Below are 13,796 nucleotides of genomic sequence, written 5' to 3'. Positions count from 1 at the left end.
GGCAGGTGATCGCGCGCATGCGTGTGCTGCAGCCGCGGGGTGTGAGGCACCCATGCCATCGCTGCGGCAATGCGCAGCTTGCACGTTTGCACGCAACGGCGGGGCGGACGCACTTCGGGAAAGGCGCGCTGGCTGCGCCTTTGGTGGCGGTCAGTCGTGCACACTTGCGTGCGCGGCCGCTTCGGCATGCAGGGCGGTGGTGTCGAACAACGGCAACTGTGCATCGCTGCTGTCCACCAGCAGCGAAATCTCGGTACAGCCCAGGATGATCGCTTGCGCACCCTCCTGGCCGAGGTCGGCCATGACCTGACGAAAATAGCCGCGCGATTCCGGCCGGACGATGCCCTGGCAGAGTTCGTCGTAGATCACCCGATGCAACTGCGCGCGTACGTCGGCCGGCGGTACCAGCACCTGCAGGCCGCGCGCAGCCAGGCGCTCGCGATAGAACGGCTGCTCCATGGTGAAACGCGTGCCGAGTAGCCCGACCCGGGTGACGCCCGCCGCAATCAGCGCCTCGGCCGTGGCATCGGCGATATGCAGCAACGGCAGCGGCGTGGCGGAGGTGATCGCATCGGCAACGCAATGCATGGTGTTGGTGCACAGCACCAGGAAGTCGGCGCCACCGGCATGCAGCGCGCGCGCCGCTGCTGCCATTGCCCGGCCGGCGCCGTCCCAGTCGCCGGCGTGCTGCAGGCGCTCGATCTCATGGAAATTGACGCTGTACAGCAAGACCTTGGCCGAGTGCAGGCCGCCGCAGGCATGGCGCACCCACTGATTGATGATGCGGTAGTAGGGCAGGGTGGATTCCCAGCTCATGCCGCCGATCAGGCCGATGGTTTTGCTTGGAACCGGCATGCCGACCTCCCCTTGGAACAGTCAACGAATGTGCGTACGCATCGCCCTTCGATGCTCGGGGAGCGTGTATCGGCGCAGTGTACGTCGGCAGCGTCACCACGCCATCGCGCGCCGGCCAGGCCGCCTGCGGACGGTCGATCACTCGCCCGGTTTTGCGCCTTCCAGCGGCGCATGCGTGGCGGCACGGCGTGCCAGCACGCTTTCACGATGCGCGATGTAGACGTTGGCACTGATGATGATGGCCGCACCGACCAGGGTATGGTGTTCGATCGCCTCGCCGAACAGCCACCAGCCCAGCAGCGCCACCAGCGGCAGCTGCATGAAGCTGATCGGCTGCAGTGCGGAGACTTCGCCCAGCTTGAGCGCGCGCGTCCAGAACAGCTGCCCGGCGGTGCCGAAGATGCCGGTCGCCGCCAGCCAGAACCAGTCGATACCGTGCGGCCAGGTCCACTGGAACAGTGCCGGAATCAGCGACATCGGCACCCAGAACACATAGGTGTAGAACACCACGGTGTCCGAGTCGTCGCTGCGCGAGAGCTGCTTGATCTGGATCGCCACCACGGCGCTGATCACCGCTGCCAGCAGCGCAATCAGCAGCCCAGGCGTAAAGGTGGACGAGCCCGGCCGCAGGATCACCAGCACGCCGATGAATCCGGCCGCCACCGCCAGCCAGCGCCGCAGGCGCACCTGTTCGCGCAGCCACACCACGGCAAGGACGGTGACGAACAACGGGGTGGAATACGACAGCGAGATCGCCTGCGACAACGGCAGGTGGCCGATCGCCCAGAACCCGCACAGCATCGAGGCCAGGCCGATCAGGGTGCGTGCCAGATATTGCGGCAACTGCCGCGTGCGCGGCAGCGCCTTGCCGGGGCGCAGGATCAGCGGCAACAGGGCCAGCAGCCCAAACGCATTGCGAAAGAACGCGATCTCGGTGGTGGCGATCGTGCTTGACGCCAGCCGGATGCAGATCGCCATCAGGCCGAAGGCGAAGGTACTGGTGAGCATCCACAGCGCGGCACGTCGCGACGCCTGCGCTGCGGTCACCAATGCGCTCCGATGATGCGTGGCTCCGGTTCCAGGATCACCGAATAACGCTCGCGCACCGACTCGGCGATGCGCCGCGCAACATCCAGCAGTTGCGCACCGCTGGCAGTGCCGTAGTTGACCAGCACCAGCGCGTGGTCCGGCGATACCCCGGCATCGCCCTCGCGCCGGCCTTTCCAGCCGCACTGTTCGATCAACCAGGCCGCCGACAACTTGCCCTGGCCGGGCTGTTCGCCGGGATACACCGGCATGTCGGCGAATGTGGCCTGCAACGCGGCGATCTGCTCGCTGGGCAGCAACGGATTCTTGAAGAAGCTGCCGGCATTGCCGAGCACATCCGGGTCCGGCAGCTTGCGCCGACGGATATTGATCACCGCCTGCGCCACATCGGCGGCACCGGCCAGTTCGGCGCCCATGCTGGCCAGTTCCTCGCGGATGCCGGCATAGTCCAGCCGCAACTCATGCAGCAGCGGCAGATTGAATTCCACCGCGACGATCAGGTAACGCTCCGGCTGCTGCTTGAACACGCTGTCGCGATAGGCAAAGGCGCACTCGGCCGCCGTCAGTCGCACGAATTGCTGTGCCTGCAGGTCGAAGGCATCCACCACATGGATGAAGTCGCCCACCTGCGCGCCGTATGCGCCGATGTTCTGGATCGGGCAGGCGCCGACCGTGCCGGGAATCAAGGCCAGGTTCTCCAGCCCCGACAGCCCCTGCTGCAGCGAATACAACACCAGCGCATGCCAGTTGACGCCGGCACCGGCGCGCACGATGGCATGGTCGGCGTGGTGCGCAATGATGGCGATGTCGCGGTTTTCGAAACACAGCACGCAGCCCGGCGGGTCGCCGGCCAGCAGCACGTTGCTGCCGCTGCCCAACACCAGCAGCGGCTGCCCGGCGATCTCCGGTGCCGCCAGCGCCTGCGGCAGCGCATCGGGTGCGTGGATGCCCAGCAACCAGCGTGCCGTGGCCTCCACATGGAAGGTATTGAGCGCGCGCAGTGGCGCGTGCTCGCTCAAGCGCCAGCCGGCCTGCGCTGCAGCGCTCATAACGGCGACACCGCACCGCCGCTGGGCGCCTCGCGGCGGCGGCGGATCGCATTGACGCATTCGCCGATCAGCGGCGGCCCGCGATAGACCAGGCCGCTGTAGCACTGCACCAGGGTCGCGCCGGCCGCCATCTTGGCCACCGCGTCGGCACCGGAGTTGATGCCGCCCACGCCGATCAACGGAATCGACTCGGGCAGGCGGGCGCGCAAGCGGCGCAGCACCAGCGTGGACTGCCCCAGCAGCGGTGCACCCGACAGGCCGCCAGCCTCGCCAGCCAGCGGATGATTGGCGATCAAGGTGCGCGTCACCGTGGTGTTGGTGGCGATCACGCCATCCACCGCCAGGTCGGCCAGCACGCGCGCGGCCGCATCGATGTCGCGGTCGTTGAGGTCCGGCGCCACCTTCACCAGCATCGGCACGCGCTTGCCGTGTTGCGCAGCCAGGGCTTCCTGGGTTTCGCGCAGGTCGGCGATCAGCCGACGCAGCGCCTGTTCTTCCTGCAGTTCGCGCAAGCCGGCGGTGTTGGGCGAGGAGATGTTGACGGTGATGTAGTCGGCCAGCGGGTAGACGCGCTCCATGCAATAGCGGTAATCGCTGGTTGCCTCTTCGTTGGGCGTGTCCTTGTTCTTGCCGATGTTGATGCCGAGCAGGCCGCCGCGACGACGCGCGCGTTGCACGTTGGCCACCAGCACATCCACGCCCAGGTTGTTGAAGCCCATGCGGTTGATCACCGCCTGGTACTCCGGCAAGCGGAACATGCGCGGCTTGGGATTGCCCTCCTGCGGCCGCGGGGTCACCGTGCCGATCTCGACAAACCCAAAGCCAAGCGCAAGCAGCGCATCGATGTGCTCGCCGTTCTTGTCCAGGCCGGCACCGAGACCGACCGGGTTGGGAAACATGAGCCCGAAGGCCGGTGTCGGCAGCGGTTCCGGGCGCCTGGCCAGCAGCGACGTGGTACCGGTGCGGTAGGCAACATCGATGGAGCGCAGTGCCAGCGCATGGGCGCGCTCGGCGTCGAGGGAAAACAGCAAGGGGCGGGCAAGCGAATACATGTGGGTCAGTTCAATCCCCCGGCGAACACCCGGGTCTGGTATTGGAAGTCGATCAGCCCGTCGCGCGCGTGCGCATCGAACAGCGTGCGCAGCGCGGCGAGCATCGGGACATGACGCGGGTCATGCGCCAGCGGCGCATATGACGAAGACAACAGCCGGCCACGCAAGGCATCGAAGTCCAGCCGCTGCACGTTGGGAAAGCGCGCCATCGCGCGGAAGCCGTCGCCGAACCACGCCTGCATGGTGGCATCGTCCTGATAGCGCTCGGCCACGGCCGAATAGTCGGTGCCGTAGTCCAGCAGCAGCTGTTCGTAGCCGCGCAGGAAGTCGGTGGTGTCCAGTTCGCGGCTGTTCCAGTAGATCACCGCCAGCCCGCCGGGCTGCAGGATGCGCGCCCATTCGGCGCGCACCGCCCGAACGTCGAACCAGTGGAAGGCCTGTGCTGCGGACACCAATCCGACACTGGCATCGGCCAGCCCGGTGGCCTCGGCGGTGCCGTCGACCGCGCGGAAGGTGGGGAATTCCGCCAGCCACTGTTGCGCGGCTTCGCGCATGGCCGGGTTGGGTTCCACCGCCGTGACGGGATAGCCGGCCTCCAGGAACAGCCGGCTGGAGATGCCGGTGCCGGCACCGATATCGGCCACCGTGGTGGCCGGCGTCACGCCCAGCTCTTCGTGCAGCCAGCGCAGCAGTTGTGGCGGATAGCTTGGCCGGTAGCGCACATAGGCCGCGACGCGGTCGTTGAAGCGTTGGGCGGAGGAGGGCGCGGCCATGCTCAACTGTTGGCGGCCGCAAGCCAGGCCAGGCCGCCGAAGAACAGGATGAAGATCGCCACCCCTGCCACCCAGAGCGCAACCGCCAACCAGCCGAGAATCAGCCCGCCGATGGCGAGCCCGTCGCCGTCCAGCCCCTGCGGATTGCGGCGGATTTCGCCGCGCGCCAGATGGCCGGTGATGATGGCGCAGAGGCTGCCGAGAAACGGGATCAGCGTCCAGCCGAGAATGCCCGAGACCAGGCTGACGATGGCCATGGCGCTGGTCTGTCGAACGACGACGTTCATCATGAACTCCTGAAGTGGCGGCAGCCGACGGCTGGCGTGGCCCGATTATCCCAGAGCCGCCGCCCGAATGGCGTGCCATCTGCGGCCAAACGCAATCGCGTGGTCGGGTTTGACGCGAACGGGCGGGGCTGGAGGTCTGCTCGCCCCGGCATCGGACTGAGCGGCGAGGGAAACCTTGGGTGCTCAAATGATGCGCAGGTGCGACTCACGGCTGTGACCACGGCATCGGGGCCACGCCGCCGGGAGCGTGGATGCCGGGCGCGGACGCACCGGAGCAGCCATGGTCCGGCATGCATGCGACAGCGCCGGCGCGATGCCCGGCGCGCCTGCACACGTCGATCAGAGATCGAACTTGATGCCCTGTGCCAGCGGCAGCGAGTCGGAGTAGTTGATCGTATTGGTCTGGCGACGCATATAGACCTTCCACGCATCCGAGCCGGATTCGCGGCCACCGCCGGTCTCCTTCTCGCCACCGAACGCACCGCCGATCTCCGCACCGGAGGTGCCGATGTTGACGTTGGCGATGCCGCAGTCGCTGCCGGCCGCCGACAGGAACTTCTCGGCCGCCTTCAGGTTCTGGGTGAAGATCGACGACGACAGGCCCTGCGGCACGCCGTTCTGCAGCTCGATCGCCTCGTCCAGCGTGCTGTACTTCATCACGTACAGGATCGGCGCGAAGGTCTCGTGCTGCACCACCGCGTCGCTGTTCTGCAGCCCGGTGACGATCGCCGGCAGCACGAAGTTGCCAGGGCGATCGATCGCGGTGCCGCCCACTTCGACCGTGCCGCCGGCCGCCTTGGCCTTGGCGATCGAGGCCAGGAACTGCTCCACCGCGCCCTGGCTGTTGAGCGGGCCCATCAGGTTGGCCGGGTCGGTGGGGTCGCCGATCTTGCTGTCGAGCTGCTTGTACGCCTTGACCAGCGTGGCCAGCACGTTGTCGTAGATGGATTCATGCACGATCAGGCGGCGCGTGGTGGTGCAGCGCTGCCCGGCGGTGCCCACCGCGCCGAACACGATGCCGGGGATGGCCAGCTTCAGGTCGGCGGTTTCGTCCAGGATGATTGCGTTGTTGCCGCCCAGTTCCAGCAGGCAACGGCCCAGGCGGCGCGCGACCTTTTCCGCAACCACGCGGCCGATCTGGGTCGACCCGGTGAAGCTGATCAGCGGGATGCGGCCGTCCTCGACCAGCTTCTCGGACAGGGAGGTGCCGGCATCGTTGATCAGAAAGAAGATGTCCGGGAAGCCGGCGTCCTTGAGCGCCGCATTGCAGATCTTCATCGTCGCGATCGCGGTCAGCGGGGTCTTGTTGGACGGCTTCCAGATGCAGATATCGCCGCAGATCGCCGCCAGGAACGCATTCCACGCCCACACCGCCACCGGGAAGTTGAACGCGCTGATGATCCCCACCAGGCCCAGCGGCTGGTACTGCTCGTACATGCGGTGGCCGGGACGCTCCGAATGCATGGTGTAGCCATAGAGCATGCGGCTCTGGCCCACTGCGAAGTCGGCGATGTCGATCATCTCCTGCACCTCGCCATCGCCCTCGGGCTTGCTCTTGCCCATTTCCAGCGCCACCAGCGAGCCCAGCGCATCCTTGTGCGCGCGCAGCGCCTCGCCACACAGGCGAACAGCTTCGCCACGGCGCGGCGCAGGCGTGGTCCGCCAGACCTTGAAGGCGGCCTGCGCACGCTGGACGATCAGCTCGTAATCCTCCGGCGTGGTCGCCTGCACATCGGCGATCACCGCATTGGTGGTCGGATTGAGCGGCTGCAGCACCCCGGCGCCGGTCGCCTGCGACCAGGTCGCCTCGCCAAGATAGGTACCGGAATTGGACGCGGCGAGGTCGAGCGCCTTGAGCAGGTCAGCGGACATGGGATCTCCAAAGGTCGGGACGGTCGCGCGGCAGCCAGGGCCACCGCGACACGGGTAGCCGCCGATTTTAGCAGGCTCCGCCAACCACCCACCGGCTTGGCAATCGCAACGATCGTGCGACAATGCCCACCTTGGCCCCGTAGCTCAGCTGGATAGAGCGTCCCCCTCCTAAGGGGAAGGTCGCCCGTTCGAATCGGGCCGGGGTCACCAGGAATCAATCACTTAGCATCTCGATCGGTTTGGTTTCGGCAGGCACATGTGTGCCGGCTCATCCTCGAATATGTTTCCACCTGATCGGAATGATCTGGCAAATGGGCAGCGGCGGTCATGGGCTGGTCCAACCGGCACGCATGAGCGGTCATGATGCGTAAGCCGATCTCAAAGACGTACCGCCACGGCTGCGACGCAGCGGGAGGAGTGAGATGACGGAGCTGCTGCCATGCGAACGAGGCCGCCGTTGATTGCGCCAGATATCTAAAAACCATCTGGATCATATGGATTGAATACAAAGCAGTGCATCATGGAGAAAACCATCAGACTCGCTGGCCCGGCCGATATCGATGCAATTTTTGATATTCGCACCCGGGTTCACGAAAATCATTTATCCCGCGATCAATTGGTGGAAATGGGCATTACCCCCGCAACCGTACAAAAGGCTATTCTAGAAGCTCCATGCGCTTGGGTCGCCGAGGTCAATGGTGCCCCCGTCGGTTTTTCTATGGTGGATGTCGAGGAAGGATGTGTGTTCGCCGCTTTCGTTCTACCCGGCTTCGAGGGGAACGGATTGGGGCGCAGATTGATGGATAACGCGGAGGCTTGCACGAACTGCAAGAACCACTCACCCGCGCCTAACCACCCGCACCCCCACCGGCCGCGCAAACTTGTCCATCGCCACCGATGAGATGCGGCTATGGCGCAGCAGGCTGCCGAGCTGTTCGGGGACGCCCAGGCGCTGATCGACTTCCGGTTCGAGCACGGTGGGGCGGCGCTTGCGCCGGTCGGCCTTGGCGAAGCGGATGCGGTTGTACTCGGCCCAGCCGACGGTGGTGATGGCGCTCATCAGTGCGATCACCGGCAGGGCGCCCAGCGCGAATGGATCCAGGGAGTTGTGCTTGAGATACAGCTCCGTGTAGGCGCTGCGCAGGCCGAAGAACCAGGCGATCAGCGTCGCCAGTGGTGCCCACAGATAGAAGTAGACCATCCAGGCGCCGGCGGTGGCGGCGCCGTAGGCGAGGCGGCGCGAGCGGCCGAGGCGTTGTGGCAGGTTGATGATGGGCGGTGTCATTGGATTCCTCGGTCGGGGCTTTTCCAGCGGGCGCGTTTGCTGCGACGTGCGAGCAGGGCGCGGGGGAAGGCGATGACGGCAGTGAGCATGCCGATCATCCAGAAGGCGACCGGGTACCAGATCACCCAGAAGAACTGGCGCGCCAGGCCTTTTTCGTAGCGGCGTTCGATCACCAGGCTGGTGGCGAACTGCATCAGGCACACCACCGCCAGCACCAGGCCGTGCCAGCGCGGCAGGATGGTGTCGACGTACAGCGCAGGCGGCAGCGGGATGACCTTGCCAAGCAGCCACAGCACGATGATGAAGAGCATGGTGTAGGCCCAGGCCAGGCTGAGCGCGTATTCCAGCAAGACGCCCCACATGCGTCGGCTGCGCCAGGACAGCACGCGACGGCCATGGCTCAGCAGCACTTCCACGCCGCCGCGCGCCCAGCGCAGGCGCTGCATCCACAGGCCACGGAAGGTCTCCGGCATCAGGATCCAGCACAGCGCGTTGGGCTCGTAGCGAATATCCCAGTCGTCCAGCTGCAGACGCCAGGAGATGTCGATGTCTTCGGTGACCATGTTGTCGGACCAGAAGCCGACGTGGTGCAGCGCCGAGCGGCGAAACGCGCAGATCACGCCCGACACCGTGAACAGGCGCCCGTAGACGCGCTGCGCACGTTTGATCAGGCCCACGATGGCGGAAAATTCGCCCACCTGCATGCGGCCCATCAGCGTGGTGCGGTTGCGCACGCGCGGATTGCCGGTGACGCCGCCGACGCGCGGGCCGGAGATCAGGTGGCCCACCATCCAGCGCGTGGCATTCGGGTCCAGGATGGCGTCGGCATCCACGCACACCAGGTAGTCCGAGCGCGATGCCAGCGTGCCGACCCGCAGCGCGTTGGCCTTGCCGTGGTTCTGTTCCAGGTGCACCACGCGCAGGCGCGGATGCTGGTGGGTGAGATCGTCGAGCGCCTCGGCCGTGTTGTCGCTGCTGCCATCGTTGATGGCGATGATCTCGAAATCCGGATAGTTCTGCGCGCTCATCGCGGCGATGGTTTCGCCGACATGCTTGGCCTCGTTGTAGCAGGGCACCAGCAGCGATACGAACGGCTCGCTGGCCAACGGTGGCGGCGACGAGGGGCCGGGCGTGCCGCGTTCGCGTCGCAGGTAGTAGTACGTGCCTCCGATCATCCAGAAGAACGCCATGATGATGGGATAGAAAAACGCGAAGTTGAACAGGGCGCCCAACAGGAGGCTGGTCGTCATCGGTTACCGCTCGATATATGGGAATTGCCGAGCCGACATGGCCTCGCGCGCTTCGGGAAGAGACGGGTGGCTGCCGATGAAGTCGTCGGGGTAGTACGCCAAGTGGCGCACGCCCGCAGCCAGGAGCAATTTGCTGTGTGCGAGCAGCACACCGTCAGGCAATGGCTTGCCGGTGCGCCAGTCCACGGTCTGCAGTTCGAAAATGGTGTTCTCCAAACCATGCGGCTGCTGGCCGACACGCTGTGCCAGCTGCTGCAGCCACTGCTGCGGATCGTTGGCCTGTTCCATGTACGGCATCGCCATCAGCGCGGTGTAGTCGTAGGCCGAAGCAAAGGCGTCCAGGCGCTGCGCAAACCAGGCTTCGCTGTGCGGCTCCAGCACTGGCTGCGCGAACAGGTTGCGCACCGTCACCAGCTTGGGCCGCCAGCGTTCGGCGGCTGCCTTCAGCTCCTGGGTGAAACCGATCAGCTGCTGCGTGCGCCTGGTCGGGTCGCCATTGCCGTAGGCAGGCACTTCGTCATCGCGCAGGTAGGCATCGTCATGGAACAGCAGGCCTTCGAAGTAGGTGTTGGCGGCCAGGTCTTCGTAGATGTCGGCGACCAGCTGATGCGTGCGCGGGTTACCCGGATCCAGGCGCGGCACATCCTTGGCGTCCTTGCCGCGAATCTGCAGCGCCGCCTGCTGCTGTGCATCGGGCAGATGGAAGCCCAGCACCGGCAACCAGGCGAACACGCGCACGCCGGCACGGGTGCGCAGCTGCCAGGCCACACGCCCGAACAGGTCCGCGCGCATCGGCAGATGGCGGTTGGGGAAATACAACGCATCGGCGGCGCCATCGCCATCCGGGTCGGCGAAGGCCTGCAGGAACACATGGCTGGGGCCGATGTCCTTGACGCGCTGGACAAGGATGTCCAGGTTGCGTGCCAGCTGCGCCGGGTCCGGGTCGTAGACGTAGTCCAGATCGATCTGGATCGCGCGCAGGCCATCGCGCGACAGGTCGCGTCGCAGTTCGCCGGCCAGGTCGCGCACATCGGGATTGTTGAACAGCAACAGGCGGCCGAGGCTGGCCAGCGATTGCCCGTCCACGCGGTCGCGGCCCTGCTGGCCGATATCGGCTTCGTGCGAGCGGCCTTCCAGGTCGAAGCTCAGCGTCATGCCCAGTTGCGCGGCAATGGCGTTGCTGGCGCGGTTGTAGGCGGCATACGGCCACACCATGGCGCGCGGCGGTGTGCCCAGATGCGCCACGATGGCGTCGCGGCTATGGCGCAGATCGGTCTGGATGCGCTGGCGATACTCCGCTTCGCTTTCGTAGCCCTTGCCTGCATCCCAGCGCCGGGTGACCGCGGCCGGGGTCTGATTGCCGAATGGGTTGCCCGCGATGCCCTTGTGCAGATCGTCGCTATGCGAGCCGATTTCGACCAGGCCGCTGTCCTGCATCTCGCGCAGCTGCGCCCAGGTGACGAAATCCTCGTGGGTGAAATCGCGATGGCCGTAGGGCACCACCTGGCCGGCGGGCAATTCGACCCAACTAGTCACCGGCGCAACCAGCGCGGGATAGCCGTAGGCCTGCAATAACGGGAATACACGCGTGTAGACGCTGCGCAAGCCGTCGTCGAAGGTCAGCAACACCGGCCTGGAGGGCAGGGCACGCTTGCCGGCACGTGCATCCAGCACCTGCTGCACGCTCACCGGGTGATAGGCGTGCGAGCGCAGCCAGTCCAGATGCGCGGCGAAGTTGCTGGTGGACACCGCATAACGATCGGGATCGCCCTTGGCGGCGACATCGTCGCGAACATCGTGGTAGCTGAGCACCAGCAGGCCCGCCTGCGCCGACGACGCGAACGTCATCAGCAACAAGGCGACCAGCAACAGCGGCAGGCGGATCAAGGCGTACCTCCCCATCGGAAATCCAGGTCGAATCCAAGTTGTTGTTCGCGCTGGCCGTCGTAGACCGGGCGCGACCAGCTCACGCCGTAGCTCAGCGCACTGCCGTCGCCCAGCGACCACAGGTGCCGGTAGGCCGCGCCGGGCACCCACTGGCTACCGAAGCCGGACTGATAGGTCGGCCCGACCGTGACCTCCAGCCGCTGCCGGAACGCGTAGTCGTAGCGACGCCAGCCGATCTGATCGATGCGCACGCCGGCGGCCACCGCAGAGTTGCGGCGCGGATTGAAGTAAGTGACGGCGCGCTCGTCTTCGGCGCGTCCGGCCGAAGCGGCGAGCAGGCCATCCAGCAGCACATGCGGGCTGGCCCACAGGCGTTGGCTGCCCGAAAGATCGAGTTGATCGCGCCGATTGCCGTCGCTGTAACGCAATTGGCGTGCCTGCAGTTCCCAACGGCTTTCGTCGTTGGGTGTCCAGCGCAGGGCCGCGCCGATACTGTCGCCGGTGATGCCGAAGCGGCGGGCCTGCAATGAGGCTTCCGGATCGCGCGTGCGCCACGCAACGCTGCCGTACCAGGCATCGGAAAACCGCCAGCCGGCATCCAGTGCCCAGGCGGTGCCATCGCGATCGAAGTCGTCGAGCGCCCGTCCGCCGTACGCACTGACATCCAGGCGGTCGTAGTGATAGTGCGTTCCCAGCCAGAAGCTGCGATAGCGCACACGCGTGTCCTGGAAGTCGGCCCAGTCGTCGCGTGCACGCAAACCCACACGCCAGCCTTCGCCGAGAAATGGCGATTCGGCTTCCAGCAACGTACTACCGAAGTCGTTGCCCAGCGGCGAGGTGCTGTTGGTCAACGTGTCGTTGTCGCTGCGTCCGCGTGCATGGCTCAGATGCACCTGCCAGCCGCGTTGACGTTCCAGCGAAGCGCCAAGCCGTTGCAGGCCGGCGTCATCCGGATATTCCCTGCGCAGCGGGGCAAATGTCGCATCGGCCAGGTCCAGGCGATCCAGATCGCGCTGCGCCTCGACCACGCCACTGCGCGCCTGTTTTTGATGCGGATCCAGCGTCAATGCCACCGAGTTACGCTGCAGCGCTTTGCCGGGGTGCCCGCGACGGAATTCGATCGAGGCCAGTGCCGCCTGCAGTTCCGCGTTGTCGGGGCCGATGGCCACGCGCTCGCGCAGCAGGCCTTCAGCGCCGCGATTGTCATTGGCGGCCGAACGCGCGGTGGCCAGGGCGATGTCTGCGCTGAAGCGATCCCAGTTTTCGTAGCCGCTGTTCGCACCATTGCGGCGCGGCCAGGGCGCCTGCGTGGCCGCGAGCGTTTCGAACAGGGGCATTGCCAGATCGAAGCGTTCCTGCTCCAGCAGGGCGTAGCCCAGCAACAGTTGTGTATTGAAGTCGTCCGGGGTGTGCTGCAAGGCTTGCTGCAGCACGGCCTCGGCCTCGGCCGGGCGGCGCAGGCCCATCAGCGAATCGCCGACCGTCGGCAGCACATACGCGGGAACGTCGATGCCTTCTGCTTTCAATGCCTGGTAGCTGGCTACCACGTCGCGATGGCGCTGACGCTGGTTGAGTGCGGCCAGGCCATCGACACGCAGCCGCGTGGCTTCCCACCTCGACGTCGGCGGTGATTCGCGTTCGATGCGGGCGATGTTGACCAGGGCCTGGTCGGTCTCCGCGTAGCGGTGCACGGCATCGATGGGCTCGGCGCTGGCCCACCCGATCATGCGGGCGACGCGGTCGTTTTCGATGCGCTCGCGCTCCTGCTGCGAGAACCAGTCCGGATGCCGCCATACGGCCTCTGCCGCAAGCTGTGCGCTCCCGAGGTCGCTCAGCGTGATCGCGCGCATGGTGTAGGCGCCACGATCCCGTGGGTTCGCACGCAACACGCGCTCGTAAATGGCCAAAGCATCCGCATACCGCTGCTGGCCGCGTAACTGCTCGGCCTGCCGCATGGGAGTGAGGGCGGTGGAGGCGTCAGTCACCCCGTTCGGCCGCACTTCACCACTGTGCGCCTGGGGCACACATGCGGCAATCAAAGCAAGGCTGAGCAGAGGGGTGAATGCGCCTGAGCGGTCAGGACAACCGCGACGCACGTGGTTGCAAAAGCTGGGGGAGGAGGCAGTGCATTAGCGATCCGGGCGTATGACGACCGGCGATACTGCGTATGCCTATGTAAAGTCTACGTCGTCAAGAAATTGACGCGACCTTCATCGGATCAGTTCGCTTGAATTGTGACGTACAGCACACTTAACCAGTGTGTCGACGACTGGCGCCACTGTCCACCGTCGACTGATGGAGCCGTAGACAAGCGGGAGACGCTCATCAAAACAGACCGGACAATGATCGACATCATGATGTGCAGCCCAGCTCATCCAGCAGGAATAATCAGTCATGGCGTCTAGGCGAATATGATATTCCTTGGTTGCAGTGCCCGCG

11 protein-coding genes and 1 tRNA gene are annotated in these 13,796 nt (G+C 65.8%); 1 reads left to right on the top strand and 11 read right to left on the bottom strand.

Annotated elements, in window-relative coordinates; translation table 11 throughout:
• Positions 1-150: 150 nt before the first annotated feature.
• From EO174_RS06370 to EO174_RS06340, 7 genes are all read right to left on the bottom strand, one after another.
• On the bottom strand, positions 151-855 hold the full coding sequence (locus EO174_RS06370; RefSeq protein WP_126943144.1) for an aspartate/glutamate racemase family protein: 705 nt from the start codon (positions 853-855) through the stop codon (positions 151-153).
• A gap of 138 nt (positions 856-993) precedes the next feature.
• The gene (locus EO174_RS06365; protein WP_126943141.1) at positions 994-1,905 is read right to left on the bottom strand and encodes a DMT family transporter; all 912 of its coding nucleotides are present in this window, start codon (positions 1,903-1,905) and stop codon (positions 994-996) included.
• On the bottom strand, positions 1,899-2,951 hold the full coding sequence (gene murB, locus EO174_RS06360) for a UDP-N-acetylmuramate dehydrogenase (RefSeq protein WP_115676810.1): 1,053 nt from the start codon (positions 2,949-2,951) through the stop codon (positions 1,899-1,901). Before murB ends, EO174_RS06365 begins: the two co-directional genes overlap by 7 nt.
• On the bottom strand, positions 2,948-4,003 hold the full coding sequence (locus EO174_RS06355; protein ID WP_104585325.1) for a quinone-dependent dihydroorotate dehydrogenase: 1,056 nt from the start codon (positions 4,001-4,003) through the stop codon (positions 2,948-2,950). Before EO174_RS06355 ends, murB begins: the two co-directional genes overlap by 4 nt.
• Before the next feature lie 5 nt (positions 4,004-4,008).
• Positions 4,009-4,776: a class I SAM-dependent methyltransferase gene (locus EO174_RS06350; RefSeq protein ID WP_164740109.1), complete on the bottom strand. Its 768-nt coding sequence runs from the start codon at positions 4,774-4,776 to the stop codon at positions 4,009-4,011.
• Positions 4,777-4,778: 2 nt separating this feature from the next.
• A complete protein-coding gene (locus tag EO174_RS06345) occupies positions 4,779-5,063 on the bottom strand; it encodes a DUF4190 domain-containing protein (RefSeq protein ID WP_016903110.1) in 285 nt (94 codons plus the stop codon).
• A gap of 339 nt (positions 5,064-5,402) precedes the next feature.
• Positions 5,403-6,935, bottom strand: a complete 1,533-nt coding sequence (locus EO174_RS06340; RefSeq protein ID WP_126943135.1) for an aldehyde dehydrogenase family protein — start codon at positions 6,933-6,935, stop codon at positions 5,403-5,405.
• Between the two features lie 133 nt (positions 6,936-7,068).
• Between EO174_RS06340 and EO174_RS06335 the strand changes: the two genes are divergently transcribed.
• Positions 7,069-7,145: transfer RNA gene (locus tag EO174_RS06335), tRNA-Arg, on the top strand.
• A gap of 628 nt (positions 7,146-7,773) precedes the next feature.
• On the opposite strand, the gene pgaD is transcribed toward EO174_RS06335, so the two are convergent.
• Genes pgaD through EO174_RS06310 form a run of 4 tightly spaced genes read right to left on the bottom strand, consistent with a single transcriptional unit; the run spans position 7,774 to position 13,312 of the window.
• Positions 7,774-8,220 carry a poly-beta-1,6-N-acetyl-D-glucosamine biosynthesis protein PgaD gene (pgaD, locus tag EO174_RS06325; RefSeq protein WP_126943129.1) on the bottom strand — a complete coding sequence of 149 codons (447 nt, stop codon included), beginning with the start codon at positions 8,218-8,220 and terminating at the stop codon, positions 7,774-7,776.
• Entirely contained in the window at positions 8,217-9,470 is a 1,254-nt protein-coding gene (gene pgaC / locus EO174_RS06320; RefSeq protein WP_104585337.1) for a poly-beta-1,6-N-acetyl-D-glucosamine synthase, read from the bottom strand. Before pgaC ends, pgaD begins: the two co-directional genes overlap by 4 nt.
• 3 nt (positions 9,471-9,473) lie before the next feature.
• Positions 9,474-11,372, bottom strand: a complete 1,899-nt coding sequence (gene pgaB, locus EO174_RS06315) for a poly-beta-1,6-N-acetyl-D-glucosamine N-deacetylase PgaB (RefSeq protein ID WP_126943126.1) — start codon at positions 11,370-11,372, stop codon at positions 9,474-9,476.
• Complete coding sequence (locus EO174_RS06310; RefSeq protein WP_126943261.1) at positions 11,354-13,312, bottom strand: tetratricopeptide repeat protein; 1,959 nt, start codon at positions 13,310-13,312, stop codon at positions 11,354-11,356. Before EO174_RS06310 ends, pgaB begins: the two co-directional genes overlap by 19 nt.
• Between the last annotated feature and the right edge of the window lie 484 nt (positions 13,313-13,796).

This window comes from Xanthomonas sp. BRIP62418, from assembly GCF_003993495.1.
Lineage (GTDB): Bacteria > Pseudomonadota > Gammaproteobacteria > Xanthomonadales > Xanthomonadaceae > Xanthomonas > Xanthomonas euroxanthea.
The sequence above is the reverse complement of the archived record's forward strand: the minus strand, read 5'-3'. Positions and strand labels throughout refer to the sequence as shown.